The organism is Streptomyces violaceusniger Tu 4113 (assembly GCF_000147815.2).
GTDB lineage: Bacteria > Actinomycetota > Actinomycetes > Streptomycetales > Streptomycetaceae > Streptomyces > Streptomyces violaceusniger_A.
The window spans coordinates 10,083,484-10,103,919 of record NC_015957.1 but is presented as its reverse complement, the minus strand read 5'-3'; the positions used below and the strand labels follow the sequence as shown (position 1 = coordinate 10,103,919).

18 protein-coding genes are annotated in these 20,436 nt (G+C 73.0%); 7 read left to right on the top strand and 11 right to left on the bottom strand.

Annotated elements, in window-relative coordinates; all coding sequences use genetic code 11:
• Positions 1-90: 90 nt before the first annotated feature.
• On the bottom strand, positions 91-1,029 hold the full coding sequence (locus tag STRVI_RS41290) for a MurR/RpiR family transcriptional regulator (protein WP_043237409.1): 939 nt from the start codon (positions 1,027-1,029) through the stop codon (positions 91-93).
• A 161-nt stretch (positions 1,030-1,190) separates the two neighbouring features.
• On the opposite strand from STRVI_RS41290, the gene STRVI_RS41285 reads away from it, so the two are divergent.
• Positions 1,191-1,556 (top strand): hypothetical protein, encoded by a 366-nt coding sequence (locus STRVI_RS41285; RefSeq protein WP_043237407.1) that lies wholly within the window; start codon positions 1,191-1,193, stop codon positions 1,554-1,556.
• Positions 1,556-1,828, top strand: a complete 273-nt coding sequence (locus tag STRVI_RS41280) for a DUF4031 domain-containing protein (protein WP_014061510.1) — start codon at positions 1,556-1,558, stop codon at positions 1,826-1,828. The genes STRVI_RS41285 and STRVI_RS41280 overlap by 1 nt, the downstream gene beginning before the upstream one ends.
• Positions 1,829-2,217: 389 nt before the next feature.
• Here the strand turns inward: STRVI_RS41280 and STRVI_RS41275 are convergent, their stop codons facing one another.
• Together STRVI_RS41275 and STRVI_RS41270 are read right to left on the bottom strand one after the other, a co-directional pair.
• Complete coding sequence (locus STRVI_RS41275; RefSeq protein ID WP_086019661.1) at positions 2,218-3,456, bottom strand: Cmx/CmrA family chloramphenicol efflux MFS transporter; 1,239 nt, start codon at positions 3,454-3,456, stop codon at positions 2,218-2,220.
• A gap of 89 nt (positions 3,457-3,545) precedes the next feature.
• Positions 3,546-4,217 carry an HD domain-containing protein gene (locus STRVI_RS41270; RefSeq protein WP_014061508.1) on the bottom strand — a complete coding sequence of 224 codons (672 nt, stop codon included), beginning with the start codon at positions 4,215-4,217 and terminating at the stop codon, positions 3,546-3,548.
• A gap of 56 nt (positions 4,218-4,273) precedes the next feature.
• Here STRVI_RS41270 and STRVI_RS41265 point away from each other — a divergent pair, with 56 nt between their 5' ends.
• Entirely contained in the window at positions 4,274-5,002 is a 729-nt protein-coding gene (locus tag STRVI_RS41265; protein ID WP_014061507.1) for a copper homeostasis protein CutC, read from the top strand.
• A gap of 243 nt (positions 5,003-5,245) precedes the next feature.
• Positions 5,246-5,665 (top strand): VOC family protein, encoded by a 420-nt coding sequence (locus STRVI_RS41260; protein ID WP_014061506.1) that lies wholly within the window; start codon positions 5,246-5,248, stop codon positions 5,663-5,665.
• An 8-nt stretch (positions 5,666-5,673) separates the two neighbouring features.
• Here the strand turns inward: STRVI_RS41260 and STRVI_RS41255 are convergent, their stop codons facing one another.
• The 3 genes from STRVI_RS41255 to STRVI_RS41245 form a co-directional block, all read right to left on the bottom strand.
• Positions 5,674-7,815 carry a HelD family protein gene (locus STRVI_RS41255; protein ID WP_014061505.1) on the bottom strand — a complete coding sequence of 714 codons (2,142 nt, stop codon included), beginning with the start codon at positions 7,813-7,815 and terminating at the stop codon, positions 5,674-5,676.
• Positions 7,816-8,107: 292 nt separating this feature from the next.
• A complete protein-coding gene (locus tag STRVI_RS41250; protein WP_014061504.1) occupies positions 8,108-8,536 on the bottom strand; it encodes a hypothetical protein in 429 nt (142 codons plus the stop codon).
• A gap of 202 nt (positions 8,537-8,738) precedes the next feature.
• A complete protein-coding gene (locus STRVI_RS41245) occupies positions 8,739-10,388 on the bottom strand; it encodes a DNA repair helicase XPB (protein WP_014061503.1) in 1,650 nt (549 codons plus the stop codon).
• A gap of 178 nt (positions 10,389-10,566) precedes the next feature.
• On the opposite strand from STRVI_RS41245, the gene STRVI_RS56260 reads away from it, so the two are divergent.
• A complete protein-coding gene (locus STRVI_RS56260; protein ID WP_014061502.1) occupies positions 10,567-11,463 on the top strand; it encodes a VanZ family protein in 897 nt (298 codons plus the stop codon).
• Positions 11,464-11,479: 16 nt separating this feature from the next.
• On the opposite strand, the gene STRVI_RS41235 is transcribed toward STRVI_RS56260, so the two are convergent.
• The gene (locus STRVI_RS41235; protein ID WP_014061501.1) at positions 11,480-14,428 is read right to left on the bottom strand and encodes a helicase C-terminal domain-containing protein; all 2,949 of its coding nucleotides are present in this window, start codon (positions 14,426-14,428) and stop codon (positions 11,480-11,482) included.
• Between the two features lie 186 nt (positions 14,429-14,614).
• Between STRVI_RS41235 and STRVI_RS41230 the strand changes: the two genes are divergently transcribed.
• Complete coding sequence (locus tag STRVI_RS41230; protein ID WP_014061500.1) at positions 14,615-15,883, top strand: hypothetical protein; 1,269 nt, start codon at positions 14,615-14,617, stop codon at positions 15,881-15,883.
• Positions 15,884-16,030: 147 nt separating this feature from the next.
• Here the strand turns inward: STRVI_RS41230 and STRVI_RS41225 are convergent, their stop codons facing one another.
• Genes STRVI_RS41225 through STRVI_RS41215 form a run of 3 tightly spaced genes read right to left on the bottom strand, consistent with a single transcriptional unit; the run spans position 16,031 to position 19,154 of the window.
• Positions 16,031-16,969: an ABC transporter ATP-binding protein gene (locus tag STRVI_RS41225; RefSeq protein ID WP_123060300.1), complete on the bottom strand. Its 939-nt coding sequence runs from the start codon at positions 16,967-16,969 to the stop codon at positions 16,031-16,033.
• Entirely contained in the window at positions 16,966-18,123 is a 1,158-nt protein-coding gene (locus STRVI_RS41220; RefSeq protein ID WP_014061498.1) for a FecCD family ABC transporter permease, read from the bottom strand. The genes STRVI_RS41225 and STRVI_RS41220 overlap by 4 nt, the downstream gene beginning before the upstream one ends.
• Complete coding sequence (locus tag STRVI_RS41215) at positions 18,120-19,154, bottom strand: FecCD family ABC transporter permease (RefSeq protein WP_014061497.1); 1,035 nt, start codon at positions 19,152-19,154, stop codon at positions 18,120-18,122. The genes STRVI_RS41220 and STRVI_RS41215 overlap by 4 nt, the downstream gene beginning before the upstream one ends.
• A 75-nt stretch (positions 19,155-19,229) precedes the next feature.
• Here STRVI_RS41215 and STRVI_RS41210 point away from each other — a divergent pair, with 75 nt between their 5' ends.
• Positions 19,230-19,922 (top strand): HAD family hydrolase, encoded by a 693-nt coding sequence (locus STRVI_RS41210; protein WP_014061496.1) that lies wholly within the window; start codon positions 19,230-19,232, stop codon positions 19,920-19,922.
• A 165-nt stretch (positions 19,923-20,087) separates the two neighbouring features.
• On the opposite strand, the gene STRVI_RS41205 is transcribed toward STRVI_RS41210, so the two are convergent.
• Complete coding sequence (locus STRVI_RS41205) at positions 20,088-20,393, bottom strand: hypothetical protein (RefSeq protein WP_050993857.1); 306 nt, start codon at positions 20,391-20,393, stop codon at positions 20,088-20,090.
• Between the last annotated feature and the right edge of the window lie 43 nt (positions 20,394-20,436).

Genomic DNA, 20,436 nt, shown 5'->3' with positions numbered 1-20,436 from the left:
GAAGCGGCTCTTTCCGGTACGTCAGGGCGGGGGTGGGGGTGACGGTGACTGGTGGGCAGTCACCGGGCGAAGCGATGATCGGTGCCCGGCTCAGCGATGCCCGGGGCGCGGGTCGTGGCGGTGCGCGAGGGCCTCGTACGACGCGGAGAGGGCGGGCGCCGCCGATTCGTACGTCCGCTGGGCGACCCCTATGAACAGGCAGTCCACCACCAGGAGCTGGCTGGTGCGGCTGGACATGGCCGCCGGGCGCAGCTCGCTCTCACGGGCGGTGGAGGTGGTGAGCACCAGGTCCGCGTACTGCGCGACCTCGCCGTCCGGTCGTCCGGTGATCGCGACGGTGGTCGCGCCGCGCTCGAAGGCCACCCGCAGCGGCTCGATGACGTCCGTCGTACGCCCGGAATGGGTGATCGCGATGGCGACGTCGCCGGAGTGGAGCTGGACCGCGTTGGTGACCGCGAGATGCGGATCGGCGTGCGCGTGGGCTATCAGCCCGATGCGCAGCAGCTTCTGGACCAGGTCCTGCCCGACGAGGCTGGACGCCCCCACCCCGTACACATCGATCCGGCGCGCCGTGGCCAGTGCCGAGACGGCCGCCTCGACCTGGCCGGCGTCCAGGACGGCGGCGGTGTCGGCCAGACACTGCTGCTCCTCCCGCGCCAGCTTGGTGACCACGTCGGCGATCGGATCGTCGACCGCGATGTCCGCGGTGACGGCCGGGGCCCGCCCGGCGGCCTGGTGTGCGGCGAGCGCGGCGAGCGCGATGCGCAGATCGCGATATCCGGGGTAGCCGAGCAGTCGGGAGGTGCGGACGACGGTGGCCTCGCTGGTGCCGGTCCGCTCGGCGAGCCCGGTGACGGTGAGCGCCGCGCATCCGGCCGGATCCCCCGCCACGGCCTCGGCCACGCGCTGCATGGAGCGGGTCATGGAGGGGCCTAACGTGCGCACCTTCGCGGCGAGGGCGGCCGGAGGGGGCGGGGTGGGGGCGGATTGCGGTGGTGGCATGAAAGTTTCCTTCAGGTCGCTGCTCATCCGCGAAAACTATTTCCGGCCACGGGGTCCGTCAACCCTCCGGGCGGCGGGCCGCAGCGAGCCTCCGGGCGGCGGGCCGCAGCGAGACGAAGTGAGAAGAGCGGGGACGAAGCGAGACCGGGGATGAAGCAAACAGGCGCCAGGAGGAAGCAAAGGTGACAATGGAACCCATGAAGCTCGAACACGCACTGCACGCGGCCCGCGCCCTCGTCCTGGCCGACCTCGCGGCGGGCGAGGTCGCCCGGGCCGATATCGTCTCGCTGGTCGAAGACGCGATCGCGCACCGGCGGTGGTGGGTCGAGCAGTGGCCGGAAGGCATCGAGTACGTGGCCGGTCTGGTCGCCCAGGACGTCCAGGACGCCCTGCTGGAACGGTACGGCCGATGGCCGCTGTGCCCCGTATGCACTCAGGGCGGCGACCTCCACGCCCTCGACGTGGAGCCCGAGTTGGGCCCCAACCCGCACTGGGTCTGCGGCAAGACGGCGGTCGCGGTGGCGCCCGTGGGATCGTTGGGCACCACCCTCTGATGGCCGTACTGATCGACCCGCCCTCGTGGCCGGGCCACGGCCGTCTGTGGTCCCACCTGGTCAGCGATGTCTCCTACACCGAACTCCACGCCTTCGCCGCCCGCATCGGCGCCCCGCGCCGAGGCTTCGACCGCGACCACTACGACCTGCCGAGCGAGCTGTACGCGAAGGCGGTACGGGCGGGCGCGGAGGAGGTCGGCAGCAAGGAACTCCTCCGCCGCCTGAAGGCCGCGGGCCTCCGCCGCCCCCAACGAGCCGCGAACGCGGACTGACCGGTGCGGGCGGGCCCGCGGCCCGCCCTCCCTGCCAACCGGCCGCCGGTGCGGCCGCCACGCCCCCGCCGTGCGTAGGTCTGCCGCGCTGCCGCGCTGCCGCTCGTGCCCCCGAGCGGCTGAGGGCGGCCGCGCCGCGGGCGGTACGCCGTCTGAAGGCTGCGGGTCTCCGCCGCCCCCAACGAGCCGCGAACGCGGACCCGGGGTGACCGGGGCGGGCCTGCCACCCGTCCTGCCAACCGACCGCCCGGTGCGGCCGCGCTGCGGGGTATGGCGGGCATCAAGCTCGGCTCCGGCGCCAAGGTGAGTGCCCCGCGCGGGCGGTGTGGCCGCGCCCGCGCGACGAGGTGGGGTCTCTCAGGGCGTCGTGCGCGACGGGTCGGGGTCTCTCAGGGCGTCGTGCGCGACGGGTCGGGCGCCGCTTCCGCGTCCGCCGGGGAGTACGTCGCCGACGTGGCGATGACGCGCGAGGCACCGGCCGCCCGGTGCAGCCGCATCGCGGCGACCGTCGTCACCACGCCCGTACCGGCGAGTGCCGCACCCGTCCAGGCGACCGCCGGGTAGCCCCAGCCCAGGTCGATGACGAGGCCGCCGAGCCACGGGCCCACCGTGTTGCCGATGTTGAAGGCCGAGGTGTTCGTCGCGCCCGCGAGCGTGGGCGCGGCGTTCGCGAGGTTGAACATCCGGGCGTTGAGCGCGGGCGCGGTGAAGAAGGCAGTGAAGCCGAGCAGCAGCGCCAAGGTCACGGCCGCGACCGCGCTGTGCGCGGTCAGCGCCAACGCGCTCAGCACGACCGTCGAGGCGGTGATGCCCCCGAGCATCGTGCCGAACAGATGCGCGTCCGCGATCCGCCCGCCGAGCACCGTACCCAGCAGCGCGCCGACTCCGAACAGCGCGAGCACGGTCGGCACCCAGCCCTCGTCCAGCCCCGCCACATCCGTCAGCAGCGGCCCGAGGTAGGAGAACAGACAGAAGACCGCGCCACCGCTCAGCGCGGTGGCGACCAGCGCCAGCCACACCTGCCGGTCGCGGTAGATGCGCAACTCGGCCCGCAGCCGCGGCCGGTCGTCCCCGGTCGGCACCTCCGTACGCGGTACGAGCGCGACGACTCCGACCAGCCCGAGCGCCGACAGCCCGGCCACCGCCCAGAAGGCGGCGCGCCACCCCGCGTGCTGCCCGAGCAACGCCCCGGCGGGGACCCCCGCGATGTTCGCGATGCTCAGTCCGCCGACCATCACCGCCATCGCCTTCGCCCGCGCGTTCACCGGCACCAGCGATACCGCCACCGCGGCGCCCACCGCCCAGAACCCGGCACACGCGAACGCGCTGACGACCCGCGAGGCGAACAGCACCCCGTACGACGGCGCCAGCGCCCCCGCGATCTGCCCGAGCCCGAACGCCGCCAGCAGCGCCATCAGCGTCGTCCGCCGAGGCAGCCGCAACGTGGCCGCCGCCAGCACCGGCGCCCCGACCACCATCCCGATCGCGAAGGCCGATATCAGCAACCCGGCCGTGGGGATGGACACCCCCATGTCCCGAGCGACGGGTTGCAGCAGCCCGGACAGCATGAACTCGGAGGTACCGAGAGCGAAGACGGACAGCCCGAGGACGTAGACCGCCAGGGGCATGCGGGAGCGAGCGGAATCCGCTGGGGAGGAGGAGGGCATGCCAGGCTCAACGCCATGGCCTGACCTCGGCATTCCGCCAACGGCACATGTTACGAACCGAGCAGCTCCAGCTCCGTGGCCATGTTGCGCCGGGCCGGTTCCTCCCAGCGGTCGTGGGCCTCCGGCGTACGGAAGAGGCGGGACAGGCCCAGCAGGTGGCGGAGGACATTCGCGCGGCCCTCGCGGAAAGCGTCGTCGGGGACGAAGCCGTACTCCTCGCGGACCGCCGCCGCGTAGGCGCCATAGGCCGCCGGGGAGCCCGCCAGTACGGCGAGGTCGGCGTCGCACAGGACTTCGCCGTTGGTGTCGCCCTCGGCGGGGTCGTGGTCCCGGGTGACGAGGACGAGGCGGACGGTTTCGGCCGTGCGGGGGGCCGGGACGGCTGCCTCGGTGAGGGCGCGTTCGGCGAGGCGGGCGCTGCGTTCCTCGTTGGTGGAGCGGTCGGGGAGGTAGACGGCGTCGTGGAACCAGGCGGCCAGGCGGATGGCGGCGGGGTCGGGGGCCTGGACGTGGGGGAGCAGCTCCTCCACCCGGTCCAGGACCGCGAGCAGGTGATCGGTGGTGTGGTAACGGCGCTGGGGTTCGGCCCAGCGGGTCAGCAGGTCCTCGCCGTAGGGGGCGGGAGGCGGGGCCGTGGCTTCGCGGGCGCTGGTGAGGAGGTCCGTCCAGCGGGTGAGCAGGGCGTCATGGGCCGGATGGCGGGCGGGCGCGGGTGCGGACATGGGCCAATTGTGGGGTAGCGGTTTGCCCTCTTGCGCGGTGTGGCAAGCTGTGGAGCATGTCTAGACCAATTCTCGAGGTGATCGCCCTGAACCCGGCGGACGCGATCGCCGCACAGGCCGGAGGGGCGGACCGCCTCGAACTGGTCACCGACATGGCCGCCGACGGGCTCACCCCCTCCCGTGAGACCTTCGCCGCCGTCCGATCGGCCGTGGACCTGCCGGTACGGGTGATGCTCCGCGCCGCCGACGGCTTCGCGGCCGGGGACCCCGCCGCGTTCGACACGCTGTGCGAGGCCGCTGCCGCGCTGCACTCCGAGGGGGCGGACGAGTTCGTCCTGGGCTTCCTGACCGACGACGGCGGGGTCGACCTGGCCGCCGTGACCACGCTGACCGAGGTCGTGCGGGCGGGCGGCGGCGTAGACGAGAGCCGCTGGACCTTCCACCGGGCCATCGACCGCGCCGCGGATCGCGACGGGCTGCGGAAGCGGCTCGCCGACATCCCCGGCCTCGACACGTATCTCACCGCCGGGTCCGCACGTGGCGTCGACGACGGTCTGCCGACCTTGGCCGAGGAGGCGGCGCGGACCGGTACGCCGGGCTATGAGCCGCGCATCATGGCCGGTGGCGGGCTGCGCCTCGACCATCTGTCCGCCCTGCGCGCCGCCGGGATCGACGCCTTCCACATCGGCGGCGCGGCCCGCCCGGCGGGATGGGCCGGCCCTGTGGACGCGGCGGCGGTAGGCCGGTGGCGTACGGCCCTGGACGCGCCCGTTCCGGTCGCCTGAGGGGATGCCGCGCGGCGCTGAGGCGGTCTGCGCGGCGCTGAGGGCGGCTGCACGGCGGCTGTGCCGACAAGCTCCTGCTGGGTGCTGGGTGCCTCCTGGTGCTGGGTGCTGGGCTCGGATACCGGGCTCGGGTACCGGGCCTGCACACCGGCCCGGAAACCGGGGTTCGATACCGGGCGGCTTCTGCCCGGTATCGACCGTACGGTCATCCGCACAGCACAAAACACCTCACGGGAGCTTGCCATGCACTTCGCCTCGATCCGCATCATCACCGAGGACGTCGCCCGGATCACCGACTTCTACGAGCGGGCCACGGGCCTGACCGCGAAGCGGTACACGGACGACTTCGCCGAGCTCATGACTTCGAGTGGAACTCTCGCCCTTGCGAGCACCCGCACGGTGCGGGTGCTCGGTGAGCAGGCGCCCCGGCCCGCGGCGAACCAGAGCGTGATCGTGGAGTTCCGCGTCGCCGATGTCGACGGCGAGTACGAGAGGCTCAAGGAGTTCGACGTCGAGATCGTGAACGAGCCCACCACGCAGCCCTGGGGCAACCGTTCGCTGCTGTTCAAGGACCCCGACGGCAATCTCGTCAACTTCTTCGCGCCCGTCACCCCGGACGCCCTCAAGCGATACGAGCAGCAGACCGCCGAAGCCAAGGCATAACGGTCAGCTCAGTTCAGCCGCTCCGGCAGCGCCGCCCCGTGGACGACCGTCAGCCCCGAGACCGCACGGGTCAGGGAGACGTACAGGCGGCGCAGACCGGTGCGTTCGTCCGGCTCGCCGTCGACCACCGCGGCCGGTTCGTCCAGCACCACGTAGTCGTACTCCAGACCCTTGGCCAGGGTCGCCGGGACGAGGGTGAGCCGGGCCTCGGCGCTGGTCTCCTCGCCGGGGGAGAGGTGGGTCAGGCCTGCCGCGTCGAGGGCCTCGGCCAGGGCCGGGACGCGGGCGTCGGCCGCGATGAGACCCACGGAACCCTCGTGGGTCAGCGCGTCCCGGCACGCGGCGATCACGGCCGCGTCCAGCTCCGCCGGGTCCACGGCCCGTACGGAGAAGTCGCCCGCCGCCTCGCGGATCGAGGTGGCCTCCGACAGGCCGGGGGCGATGGCGGGCAGCAGTCGCGAGGCGTACGCGATCACCTCGCGCGGCACCCGGAACCCCTGGGTCAGCTCCTCGATCGCCGCCCCGTCCTTGCCCAGATGGGTCAGGGCCTCCTCCCAACTGGCCGTCGCCCATGGGGTGGTGCCCTGGGCGATGTCGCCGAGCACGGTCGCCGAGCCGGTGCTGCAGCGGCGGCCGACCGCGCGGTACTGCATGGGCGACAGGTCCTGCGCCTCGTCCAGGACCACATGCCCGAGGGACGGGGTGCGCTCGATGAGATCGGCGGCCTCGTCGATCAGCACCAGGTCCGCCGGGGACCACTTCGCGGACTTCACACCGCGCCCCGGCTTCGCCCACAGGACGGTCTTCTGCTCGTCGGCGTCGAGGACGCCCTCCGCGTGCTCGGCCAGGAAGTCGGCGTCGGAGAGCAGCCGCAGCACCAGCTTGGCCGGGTCGACCGGCGGCCAGACCGCCTTGACCGCCGCCTTGACGGCCGCGTTGCGCGCGACCGCGTCCTGGACCCGGTCGTCGGGCGCCTCACCCGCCTGCTCCATCCGGACGAGCACGGTGTGCGCGATGCGCTGCGGAAGCGCCTCGCGGGCCGCGCCGTAGCGGATGTCGCGGGTGAGCAACTCCTCGACCATCTCCTCCAGTTCGTACGCGGGCACCCGCCAGCGGCGTGAACCGCGCACCACCACACAGGGTTCGGTGGGGGCGGTGACGTACGAGCGCAGGGCGCGGCGCAGCACCTCGGCCAGCCGCGCGTCGCCCTTGATACGGGCCGCGTCGGCGGAGTCGGTGCCCCGAGCCTCCGCGCCCAGGGCCGGGCGGGTCACCAGGTCCTCGACGGTCGCCTGGGCCACCTGCAACTCGCCGAGGGCGGGCAGGACCTGCTCGATGTAGTGGAGGAAGGAGCGGTTCGGGCCGATGACGAGGGTGCCGGAGCGGGCCAGCCGCTCGCGGTGCGCGTACAGCAGATACGCCACCCGGTGCAGCCCCACGGCCGTCTTACCGGTGCCCGGTGCCCCCTGGACGCAGATGGTGCCGCCGATCCCCTGGCGGACGATCTCGTCCTGTTCCGGCTGGATCGTCGCGACGATGTCCCGCATCGGGCCGACGCGCGGGCGCTCGATCTCGGACTGGAGCAGCTTGCTGGTCTGCTCCGCCTCGGTGGGGTCGGAGAGCCGCTCGTCCTCGTACGCCGTCAACTCGCCGCCCGTGTAGCCGAAGCGGCGGCGCAGCGCGATGTCCATCGGCGCGGTCTTCGACGCCTGGTAGAAGGGCTGGGAGACGGGGGCACGCCAGTCGATGACCATGGGGTCCCCGTCCGCGTCGTGCACATGGCGGCGGCCGATATAGAACCGCTCGCCCTCCGCGCCCTCCGCCGTCTCCGCGTCCGGTGCGTGCAGATAGTCGAGCCGGCCGAAGAAGAGCGGGGTGTCGGCGAGGTCGGCGAGGGCCTTGATGCGCTCGCTGACCTGGTGGTGCAGCGCTGCGGCGTTGACCCAGTTCGCGGCGACGTCCCGGAGGTCGAGGGCCTCGACGTCGGCGCGCATGGCGCGCAGCGCGGCGCGGGAGTCGGTCAGATGGGCGCGCTCCCGCGCGAGGGGGTTTGAGAGAGGGGCTGAGGCTGGATGGGGGTCTGAGAGAGGGGCTGAGGCTGGATGGGGGTCTGAGAGGGGATCTGCGTGGTCAGGGGCGTGCGAGGGCACGGCGTAGCCTCCGGCGAGCGAGTACACAACGAGTGCACAAAGCGAGTACACAAAGCGGGTGCGCGGTACGGATGCGCGGTCAGAGATGCCGACCGGTTTCCGTCCGGGCGGCGGCTCTCCCGTTCGGAACGCGGGAGGCGGCAAGACCGGCGATTGTAGCCAGGGCATGTCCGGGAGGCGAATGAATTATGACGGCCCCCGGGGAAGGGGCCGGGCGGGCTCGCGGGCGGGCCTCGTGTGGGGCTGTGAGCCTCCGTCCGGGCTGTGGGCCCGCGTGGGCTCCGTCTTTGTCTCAGGCGAGCCGCAGGGCGCGGAAGGTCACGCGCTGGTTGAACCACAGCAGCGTCACCGTCGTCGCGCCCATCAGGACCGCGACGGTCAGATGCCCGGCCACCGAGGTGACCGGGGCACCGACGGCGGCGAGGACGAGATGGAGGCCGACGCGGAGCGCGAGCAGCCCGATGGCGATCTTCCGGGTGTGGGCGTTCTTGAGCATCGCGCGCATCAGCTTCACCCGGCGGCGCAGCACGGTCGCCCCGACGACGACGTTCACGAGGGCGATCGCGATGAGCACCATCCAGGCGTCGTCCCACGCCTTGGTCAGGTCGTACGCGGCACCCATGACGCCCTCGAAGCCGAAGAACCACAGCGGCAGCGGCTTGATGTCGCTCAGGTCGATGTCGGTGGTCGCGGTTTTGCGTTTGCGGATGCTGATGCCCATGTCCCCGCCCCTTCGGCGTCGTGTGGTGCCATGTCCTGCTGACACTCACGATCCTGACGGGCGGGGAATCTCCCGGGCAGAGTCGGCGATCACGGGTCACTCATGACACATGTCATGGCCATGGGAGCGTGCCCAACGGTCATGGGTGACCGGGCGACCGGGTGACGGGTGACGGTAACGGGTGACCGTGACCGGCCGAACGTCAGACGTCCTCGTCCGCGAGCAGCTCGCTCGCGTCCACGATCCGGTACGCGTACCCCTGCTCGGCCAGGAACCGCTGCCGGTGCGCCGCGAAGTCCTGGTCGATCGTGTCGCGCGCGACCACCGAGTAGAAGACCGCCGGGTGGCCGTCGGCCTTCGGGCGCAGCACCCGGCCGAGCCGCTGGGCCTCCTCCTGGCGGGAGCCGAAGGTGCCGGAGACCTGGATGGCGACCGTGGCCTCGGGGAGGTCGATGGAGAAGTTGGCGACCTTCGAGACGACGAGCACCGACAGCTCGCCCTGCCGGAAGGCGTCGAAGAGCTTCTCCCGCTGGGCGTTGGTGGTCTCGCCCTTGATGACGGGCGCGTCCAGGTGCTCGCCCAACTCGTCGAGCTGGTCGATGTACTGGCCGATGACCAGGGTCTGCTGCCCCTTGTGCCGGGCGACCAGCGCCTCGGTGACCTTCCGCTTGGAGTCGGTCGTGGCGCAGTAGCGGTACTTCTCGTCGGTCTCGGCGGTCGCGTACGTCAGCCGCTCGGCCTCGGTCAGGTTGACCCGGACCTCGACACAGTCGGCGGGCGCGATATAGCCCTGCGCCTCGATCTCCTTCCAGGGCGCGTCGAACCGCTTGGGCCCGATGAGCGAGAAGACATCGGACTCCCGGCCGTCCTCCCGGACGAGCGTCGCCGTGAGCCCGAGCCGCCGCCGGGCCTGCAGATCGGCGGTGAACTTGAAGACGGGCGCCGGCAGCAGATGCACCTCGTCGTAGACGATCAGGCCCCAGTCGCGGGAGTCGAACAGCTCCAGATGCGGGTAGATGCCCTTCCGCTTGGTGGTGAGCACCTGATACGTGGCGATGGTGATCGGGCGGATCTCCTTCCGCGTACCGCTGTACTCGCCGATCTCCTCCTCCGTGAGCGAGGTGCGGCGCACCAGCTCGTGCTTCCACTGCCGGGCGGAGACGGTGTTGGTGACCAGGATCAGCGTGGTCGACTTGGCGGTGGCCATCGCACCCGCCCCCACCAGCGTCTTTCCGGCACCGCAGGGCAGCACGACGACACCGGAGCCGCCGTGCCAGAAGCCCTCCACGGCCTGCGTCTGATACGGCCGCAGCGCCCAGCCGTCCTCGTGCAGCTCGATGGGGTGGGCCTCGCCGTCCACATACCCGGCCAGGTCCTCGGCGGGCCAGCCCAGCTTCAGCAGCGTCTGCTTGATCTGCCCGCGCTCGGAGGGGTGGACGACGACGGTCTCCGGGTCGAGCCGGGCGCCGACCAGCGGCTGGATCTTCTTCGACCGCAGGATCTCCTCGAGGATCGGGCGGTCGCTGGTCTCCAGGACCAGACCGTGGGTGGGGTGCTTGAGCAGCCGCAGCCGCCCGTAGCGGGCCATGGTCTCCGCGACGTCGACGAGGAGGGCGTGCGGGACGGGATAGCGGGAGTACGCGACGAGGGCGTCGACCACCTGCTCGGCGTCGTGCCCGGCGGCGCGGGCGTTCCACAGCCCCAGCGGGGTCACCCGGTAGGTGTGGATGTGCTCGGGCGCCCGCTCCAGCTCGGCGAAGGGCGCGATGGCGCGGCGGCAGGCGCCGGCCTGCTCGTGGTCCACCTCGAGCAGGAGCGTCTTATCGCTTTGGACGATGAGGGGTCCATTCACGCGCCTGGGTCCTTTCGTGCTGCCGGCCAAAGAACCAGTGTCCCCCATCGAGAAGGCGTGGCGGAGAGCCGTAGGGATACAACGGGCGGCTACGGGCAAGCGGCGAAGACGAACACGGACCGACGGAACCGCGACGACAGCGCCGCGACAACAGAGCCATGAGCGGGAGGGAGTCCCTGTGATCAGCATCGCTGGATGGGAGATCCGGCGGACGGCGGACAAGAGGACGACGGTAAAGCGGGCAGCGGAGAAGCGGTCGGGGGAGAAGAAGCCGCGGGAGGGTTCCCGGACGACGGGCGGCCAGAAGGCGGCGAGCGGCCAGAAGAAGGGGTCGCGGGCGGGTGGGGCTCTGACGAAGGGGTCCCGGACGACAAAGCCGCAGACCGCGAAGCCTCAGTCCGCGAAGCCTCAGTCCACGAAGCCGCAGACCACGAAGCCGCAGACCGCGAAGGCCCAGGCTGCGAAGCCTGAGTCCGCGAAGGCCCCGTCGACGAAAGCCCGGACCGGGAAAGCCCGGATCGCCAAGCCTGCCAAGCCCGTGGAGCCCGAGGGCACCCCGGAGACGGCGCTGCTGCAGCGCAAGTCGTTCGGTGCGCGTGCCGCACGGTTGCTGGTGCTGCTCCTGGCGTTCGTCTGCATGGTCGGCTTCGCGGCGGCGCTCGCCAAGGCCACGCTCGTGCCCTCGCCCGGCTCCGTCGACCTCGTCCACACCAATCTGCACCCGGGACGGTCGCTGCGCGCGTACCTCGACCAGCCCGCCTTCCGGGACACGGTGAAGCAGATCGGCGGCAATGTGCTGCTCGGTGGCCCCTTCGGGGTGCTGCTGCCGATGCTGCTGCCCAAGGCGCGGGGCGCGGTGCGGGTGGTGGTGGTGACGGCCTTGGTGATGGTGGCCGTCGAGACCGTTCAGGGGCTCATCGTCGAGGGTCGGGCCTTCGACATCGACGACGTCATCCTCAACACCACGGGCGCGCTGCTCGGCTACGTCGTGATCGGCCGCTGGCTCGGCCACGCCCTGCACCCCCGCCGCCGCCACTGGTGGCACCGCTGGACCCAGCGACCGCCTGCCGCGTGAGCTGTCGCCGTAGGGCCTACGTCGCGTCCTCGGCCAGTTCGGCGGCGCCGGTGATGCGGTGCAGAGGGTACGTACGGACCTCGTCCGCCGTGTGGTCGTACGCCGTGACGAAGCCGCCCTCGACCCGGACCGGCGCGATCACGCGCTGGGTGGCCGCGCCGTTCGCGTTGACGTAGCCGATCCAGACGTTGGAGCCGGTCAAGGCCGCGGCCTGCATGGTGGCGAGGGTGTCGGCGGAGGTGGTGCGAGGCAGCCGGCCCCCGCTGGCGGCGGCCCCGGAACGAGCCCCGGCACCGGACCGGGAACCGGACCCGGCACCGAACCGGGAGCCAGCCCCGGCGTCCGCCGCCGCCCCCGACCCCGCTCCGGACACGGCCGCCGGTTTGTGGGGCGCCGTCGCGGCGAGGTCCCCGGCGCGGATGGCGCGTACGGCCGCGCCCAGCAGGGTGGCGTCGGCCACCGGCGGGCCCTCCGGAACCGGCACGGGCGGCGTCCGGGGCGGGGTGCGCTGCGCTTCGGGGCGGCTGACCAGCACATCGCCCTCGGCGGACTCGGCAGCCGGGGCGTACCCCATCGCCCGCAGCCCCTCCAGCAGTGTGTCCGGCGGCGCCTGGGCGGCCAGGACGGTGGGGGCGAGGCGGCGCAGCCGCAGTCCTGCCGAGCGGCGGTCGGCGAGGATCTCGGCGAGCAGCGCGTCGTCGTCGCAGCGCAGATACGCGGAGGCGGTGCCGATGCGAAGGCGGCCGTGCTTACGGGCCACATCGTTGACGAGGTAGGTGAGCGGCTGGGGCACGGGGGTGCGGGAGTGCGCGGTGAGGAAGGTGTGGACGTCGTCGGCGGTCCGCCCGGCGTCCAGCGCGCGGCGTACGGACTCGGGCGTGAAGCGGTACACGGTCGCGCCGCCCTTGGACTCGACGTCGGCGAGGATGCCCAGCGTCTCGGCGAGCGGCCGTTCCAGGGGGCCGGGCGCGACGGCGGTCAGGTCGGCCTGGAGCAGGACGTGGTCGAGGGGCTCGGGGAGCAGCGGCGCGAGCAGCCGCGCGGCCTGCGCGGACGCGACCTCGTTCCTGGCGGCCGGCGGTTCGTCCGGGTGGGGTTCCAGCAGGGCGCGGCCGTGGGAGGAGAGGGCGCCCCGGCCGGTGATCCCGAGCATTTCGGCCTCGGCCACGGCCCAGCGAGCCAGCCGCGAGCGCAGGTCCTCCCTGGTGGGGGAGGCGGCGGCGCTGGGGGCGCCCCAGGTGGGTGAGGCGGCACCAGGGGCGGCACCAGGGGCGGCACCGGTCGCGGCGGGGGCCCCGCGGTGGCTGGTCGGCCGCTCCCACCGCAGCCGGGTCAGCACGACGTCGGGGGCGGCCGCGGCACCGGACGGGAGGGTGGCCAGCAGTTCGAGGACCCGGCGGCGGACTTCGGGGGCCGGGGAGCGATCCAGGTCCGGGCCGAGCGCGGCGAGGGTACGGCCCCGGTTGTCCCGGCCGCCGACCAGCCCCGCCGTACGGGTCGCGGGCAGCCAGGCGGCGGCGAGCCGCGCCCAGCGCTCCTCGGGGGGCAGCCGCAGCCAGTCGTCGTAGGCGGGGGTGGGGGCGTAGCGCTCGTCGGTCTCACCGTCGGAGGCCACCAGCCCGGCGGCGTAGGCCAGCTCGATCCAGAAGGCGGCCACCGGTTCGGCCACGTCGAGTGCCACGGCGGCCCGCTTGAGGTCGCGGACGCTCAGCCCGCCCGCGCGCAACACGGGAGGTCCGGCGTTCTCCCACTGCCCCAGCAGCTCCTCGACGGTGGCCACAGAGGTGAAGGTCTGGCCCGCGGCAGTGTTATCCACAGCCTGTGGATCGTGCTCGACGGTGGGCGAGAGGGGCGGGGCCAGCGGTTCGGGGGTGCGGTGCGCCCGGCCGTGGCGCAGATGCAGGGCGACCTCGCGGGGCAGCACCACGTTGCGCGGCCCGGACGGCAGCAGCAGCCCACGGTCCAGCAGCCAGCCGACGGGCGGGGTGGGCGAGGCGACGGACGCCTCCCCGTACGGCGGTCCCCAGGTCAGCTTGGACAGCACGGCCGCCGCGCCCGCCGGCGCCCCGTCGAGCAGCGCCGCCATCCGGGCGCGGTCCTGGAACAGCTCGGCCAGCGCCGCCACCGCCGTGACCGGGTCGTGCGTGGGCGGCAGCCCGGCGCCCGCCAGCAGCTCCTGCAGTCGGCCCGGCGACATCCCGGACGTGGCCTCCTGAACGGTCGGGCCGAGGCCGGTCGGGGAGGGTGAGGTGGGCGAGGGCGCGAGCAGTTCGCGGGCGGTGCGGACGAGGCGGAGCCGGTCGTCACCGCCCCAGACCAGGGCCTGGTCGCGCAGGGTGGCCACGGCACGCGGCAGCTCGGCCGCGATCGCCGCACGTTCCTCGGCGCCCAGGGCTGCGTCGGTGCCGGACGGGGGGCTGGCGGGGGAGGCGGGGGTGAGGGGCGAGGCGGCCTCGATACCCGACGTGGGACCGACGGGCGCCGCGGGCCCGACGGACGATGCGGTCCCGGGACCCTGAACATCCCCAGCACCGTCAGCGTCCCCCGCGCCCCGGGCGTCCCCCTGACCCGCAGCCACCTCCCCCTGCCCCCCGGCCTCCTCCGCGCCCTCATCGCCCGTCAGCAGGTCCCGCAGGGTTTCGTACGGGCACGGGTCGGGCGCGACCGCCAGCGCCTCGGCGGTCTGCAGCGCGAACCGGTCGAGCCGCTCCACGGCCCGTACCACCGAGGCGCGGGTGCCGGCCCGGGTGGCGAGCTGGGTGAGGTCGTTCGGGACCGGGGAGAGCAGATCGGGGCGGGCGCGCAGCAGGGCGGCGAGGGCGTCGTCGGGCCGGGTCCGCAGCTCCTCGGCGAGTGTGCGCGGCACCGCACGGCCGCGGTTGCCGTGGCCGCCGTCCCATGGGCCGGTCTCCCGTGGGCCGCCGTCCCCGTGGCCGGTTTCTCCACGGCCGGTGTCTGCGGGCAACTCATGCCTCCCGGTTGCGCGAGCTGGTCTCTTCGGGCATTTCAGCCTTCCCGATTCCATGAACTGCTCATTCGATCCACAGTACCCGCGGGGCGCGGGACGCAGGGGGTGCGGCGGGACTCCGCTTCCGCGCGGTACCGTCGGAGCCGACTGATACGCCGACCGTGCGCATTGTCAGGGGTCTTGGTGGGGATCGAGAGCGAAAAGCTCGTCTACGACTATCTGAGCCGTGTCGGTGACCTGGCTCAGCAGCAGGGTTTGTCGTCCGGTGAACGCATGCGACTGGTCTCCGGGCTGCGGGCCGATATCGACCATCGCCGGACCACCGGAGGGGCGGACAGCCCGGCCGGGGTGAAGCGGATCCTGTCCAAGCTGGGTTCACCGGCCGACGTGGTGGCCGCCGTGGGCGGTCGGCCCCCCGACCCGGGCTCGGGAACGGGCGCTGAGCCGGGCCCGGCGGGTGGTGGCGCGATCGGCGGCGCGGGCAATGGAGCGGGCGGCGGTGGGTCGCCGCGGGGAGCCGCCGGGGCGGCGCGGGCGGCCCGCGACAGACTGGCCGGGCTCGCCAAGAGCAGCGGGCTCACCGGTAAGGTCCCCACGCCGCGCGAGGAGGACGCCCCGGGGGTGCCCGGCGCCGGCTGGAACGGCGGCGGCCCGGGTGACGGTTCCCCCTCCCTGATCAAGCCGAGGCCCTCCACTCCCGCCAGGCCCCCGTCCAACGCCGCCTCGCCGCCACATCTCGCGGGGGAGGACGAACTGAGCCCGCGCGAGTCCAACATGGACTGGTGGCATGTGGAGGCGGGGCCGTTCGCCCAGTCCGAGCGGCGCGACGCGCAGTACGGCTCGGTCGAGGGGTTCACCGGCGGGATCGAGATCCCCGAACTGCTCGGCAAGGGCAAGACGGCCGAGCAGGAACGCCAGGAGCGGCGGGAGGCCGAGGAGAAAGCGGCGGCGGAGGAGGCGGCTGCCGCCGAGGCCGAGGCCGCCGAGGAGGCGAAGGCCAAGGCCAAGGCCGGGGGCAAGCAGCGCGGTGCGCTGCGCCGGGTGCTGCTGGGGCCCGGTAAGGCGGCCGATCAGCCCGCGGGCGGGGGCGGGGTCGGCGTCGCCAAATGGCTGGCCGGGCTCGGCCCGATACTCCTGGTGGCGGTCGGACTCCTCGTGGCGGGCGCCGCCATGGGCAACATCATCCTGATCGCCTTCGGCTGGGTGATCGCGTACTACGGCACCTACCGCCACTCCCCGGCCGGGGCGAAGTGGGCCTCGCTGGGCATACCGGGTCTGGTCGGGGCCGGGGCCGGGGTCTGGCTGTGGGGCCGGGCCGCCCGCAAATGGGGCCAGCCGATCCCCGAGGACGGGTGGAAGGACGCGCTGACCGACACCTGGCCGTTCGTCGTCCGGGGCGCGGCCATCGCCTCGGTGCTCTTCCTGCTGTGGCGCGCGCGGCGCAAGGGCTGAGGTCTGAGGGCGCGGTGGGGGGCTTGCTCCGGCAGCTCCCGTGGGGTTCACGCCGGGCCACCGTGAGGCTCGAATCCTCAAACCCTCAAAACCCGCAAACCCTCGAACCGGAAGCAAGCGCCGGGCGGTGCCGGCCCCCGCCGCCGCTCAGCCCTGCTCGGCCTGCCAAGGCGTGCCCGGGACGACGAGGGGGCTGCCGGTGACCGGATCGGGGACGACCACCGAGTCCAGGCCGAACACCTCGTGCACCAGCTCCGCCGTGACGATCTCCGCCGGGCCGCCGCGCGCCACGATCCGGCCCTCCTTCATCGCGATCAGATGATCGGCGTAGCGGGCGGCCTGGTTGAGGTCGTGCAGGACGGCGACGACCGTACGGCCGCGTTCGTGGTTGAGCTGGCGCACCAGGTCCAGCACCTCCACCTGATGGGAGATGTCCAGATACGTCGTGGGCTCGTCCAGCAGCAGCAGATCGGTCTCCTGCGCGAGCGCCATCGCGATCCATACGCGCTGCCGCTGCCCGCCGGACAGCTCGTCCACCGGGCGGTCGGCGAGCGCCGTCACGTCCGTACGCTCCATGGCGTCCGTGACGGCTCGTTCGTCCTCCTCCGACCACTGCTGCCACCAGTGCTGATGCGGTTGGCGGCCGCGGGAGACGAGATCGGCGACGGTGATCGCCTCGGGCGCGACCGGGGTCTGCGGGAGCAGCCCCACGGCCCGGGCGATCTTCTTGGTGGGGATACGGGCGAGATCCGTGCCGTCGAGGAGCACGGCGCCGCCGCGCGGCCGCAGCAGCCGCCCGAGGGCGCGCAGCAGGGTGGACTTGCCGCAGGCGTTGGGGCCGACGATGACCGTGACCTCGCCGTCGGGTATCGCCAGGTCCAGCCCGTCCACGACGGTCCGGTCCTCGTACGCCAGGGTCAGCTCACGCGCGGTGAGCCGGTTCGGGGCAGCGGGTTCCACCGGATCCGTTTCCGGCGTACGCGTACTCGCTCCCGTCGTACTAGCTCCCGCCGTACTAGCTCCCGTCCTACCCGTTCCTGTCGTATCCGTTCCCGTCGTTCCCGTTGTGGACGCCGAAGCGGTCATGCGGCGGTGCCTCCCTTACGGCCGCGTCCCCCGGAAGACAGCAGCAGGTGGATCAGATACGGGGCGCCGACCGCGGCGGTCAGCACGCCCACCGGCAGTTCGGTCGGCGCGAACAGCTTGCGGGCGAGCAGATCCGCGGTGACGACGATGAACGCTCCGGCCAGGGCCGAGCACAGCAGCGGGATCTGGGCGGTCCGGGTCATCCGGCGGGCGATCTGCGGCGCGAGCAGCGCCACGAAGTCCACCGGGCCGGCCGCGCCCGTCGCCATCGACGCGAGCACGACGCCGACGGACACCAGGCCCAGCCGCACCCGCCCGAGCCGTACGCCCAGCGCGGTCGCCGTGTCGTCGTCCAGGGACACGGTGCGCTGCGCCCGCGCCGCCCACAGCACACCGGGCAGCAGCACCAGCAGCGCCCAGCCGAGCGGACCGGCCTCGTCCCAGCCGCGTCCGTTGAGCGAACCGGTCATCCACACCTTCGCCTGCTGGGCCACGAGGTAGTCGCCCTTGGTCAGGAAGAGATGGGTGATCGAGCGCAGCGCGACGGCGAAACCGATGCCGATGAGCACGAAGCGGGCCGCCTGCAGCCCGCCGCGCCAGGCGAAGACGTACACCAGTGCGGCGGCGGCGAGACCGCCCGCGACGGAGAGATAGGGCAGGACGGCGAAGGAGGTGACCCCGTAGGTCATCGCGCCCACGGTCACCGCGCTCGCGCCCTGGCTGACACCGATGATGTCCGGGCTCGCGAGGGGGTTGCGGGCCACCGTCTGGATCAGCGCGCCCGCGATGCCGAAGGCGGCGCCGACCATCAGACCGAGCGTCATCCGGGGGAGCCGCAGCGTGCCGACGACGAGATCGTTCGGGGTGGCCTGCCCGAGGCCCCACTGGGTGTGCAGAACGGCCTTCACGGCGTCGGCGGGGGCGATGAAGCTCTCGCCGACGCACAGATACGCCACACAGACGGCGACGGTGGCCAGGGCCAGCCCGATCGCGACGAGGGCCGAGCGGCGATGCAGCAGGAACGATCCGCCACGGAGGTCTCGCACGTCATGGCCGCGTCGTCCGCCGCCCTTGATGCGGATCAGGCCGTAACCGGCGGGGCGGACGCCGGGACGGATCCCCGGACGGTCGGTGCGGCGGTCGGTGGCGGTCACGCGGCCACCGTCTTCCGGCGGACCAGCGTGACCAGGAAGGGCACGCCGATCAGCGCGGTCATCACGCCCGCCGGGACCTCGCTCGGCGGGAAGAGGATCCGGCCCACCACATCCGAGACCAGCAGCATCACCGGGCCGATCAGAGCGGCCATCGGAAGGACCCAGCGGTGGTCGGTGCCGACGATCGCGCGGGCGATATGGGGGACCGCGAGGCCGACGAAGGCGAGCGGACCCGCGGCGGCGACCCCGACCCCGGTGAGGATCGTGGCGCCGAGGGCGGCGACGACCCGTACGACCGCCACGTTCTGGCCGAGCCCCTTCGCGACGTCCTCGCCGAGCGCCAGCGCGTCCAGACCGCGTGCCACCGCGATCACCAGCACCGTGCCGACCAGCAGGAACGGCCAGATCTGGCCGACGATCTCGGTGTCCCGCCCGGCGAGCGAGCCGATCTGCCAGAAGCGGAACTCATCCAGGGCCGCCGCCTTCGTCGTCAGCACGCCCGTCGTCACGGACACCAGCAGCGCGTTGATCGCGGCGCCGGAGAGGGCGAGTTTGACCGGGGTCGCGCCGCCCCGCCCGCTGCTGGCGATGGCGTAGACGGCGACCGACGCCAGCCCCGCGCCCGCGAAGGCGAACCAGACATAGCCGCCCAGCGTGTGCACCCCGGCGAAGGCGATCGCGAGCACCACGCCCACCGAGGCCCCCTGGCTGACGCCGAGGATGCCCGGGTCGGCGATCGGGTTGCGGGTGACACCCTGCATCACGGTGCCCGCCATGGCGAGCGCCGCGCCGACCATCAGCCCGATGACGGTGCGCGGCAGCCGCAGGGACCGCACGATGTCGGCGGCGTCGCTCGACCCGCCGTGCAGCAGCGCGTCCAGCACCCCGCTCGGCGCGATCTGGCGGCTGCCCACGGCGAGGCTCAGCAGGATGGCGAGCAGCAGGGCGACGACGGCCGTGGCCGTCCAGCCGAGGCGGCGGCGGACCAGTGAGGCTCTGGGAGGGCGGCTGCTGGTCCGGTCGGCGGTCATCGCTTCCGTTCGTTCGTCTCGCTCGTCGGCTACGAAGTTAGGGGAGGCTAAGTGTATGGGGTGGGTCGAGGCACAATGGCGGGCATGTCTTCGTACTCCGTTCCGTCCCCCGCCCCCACCACCGCCCCGGGCTTCGCCGCGGACGCCGGGTCACACACGGTGACCGTCGGCTTCGACCTCGACATGACCCTCATCGACTCCCGGCCAGGCATCAAGGCGGCGTACGAGGCGCTCTCGGCCCGGACCGGCACCTACATCGACTCCGACCTCGCCATCACCCGGCTGGGCCCGCCGCTGGAGCAGGAGCTGGTGCACTGGTTCCCCGACGAGCGGATCGAGGAGATGGGCGAGCTCTACCGCGAGCTCTACCCGGAGTACGCGATCGCGCCCACCCCGGCCATGACGGGGGCCCGCGAGGCGATCGAGGCCGTACGGGGGGCCGGGGGCCGGGCCATCGTCGTCACCGCGAAGCACGAGCCCAACGCCAAGCTGCACCTGAGCCACCTGGGCATCGAGGCGGACGCGGTCATCGGCTGGCTGTGGGCCGAGGCCAAGGCGGAGGCGCTGCGGGAGTACGGGGCGACGGTGTACGTGGGGGACCACACGGGTGACGTACGGGGCGCCCGTACGGCCGGTGCGCTGTCCGTGGCGGTCGCCACCGGGCCCTGCCCGGCGGATGAACTGCTGGCGGCCGGCGCGGATGTCGTCCTGGACGATCTGACGGCGTTCCCGGCCTGGCTGGCGGGGCATATAGGCGGCCAGGCGTAGGAGGTCAGGCGTAGGCGGCCACGTATAGGTGGGCACGCCTAGGCGGTCACACAGCAGGTAGGCGGTCACACAGCAGGTAGGCGGTCGCACAGCAGGTAGGCGGTCACACGGCAGGCTCATCGGCTCGCTGACGCGGATCCGGGGCTGAACAGACCTCGGGCGGATTCACCCGTTTGGCGGTACGGCCGTCCGTGGCGCCTGGGCGGCCGCGGCCTGCCGCCGCTGCGCCGCGATGGAGCGCAACAGCCCCGCGGCGGCGAGGACGAAGCCGACCCCCATCAGCATGCACATGAAGTACGCCACCGATGGCAGCGGATCCGCGCCGAGGAAAAGCGGTGCGACGGTGACGAGCGTGGCCACCGCTCCGATGGCGAAGACGATGACGCCGGACCGGATGAGCCGGTCGCCGGGAAGGGGTGCCTCCCGGGGGTAGCTGGGGGAGCCGCCAGGGTGCGGGGTTTCATTACTCACCGCACCAGGGTAGATCCGTGCCAGAGCGCGCATAGGAACCACC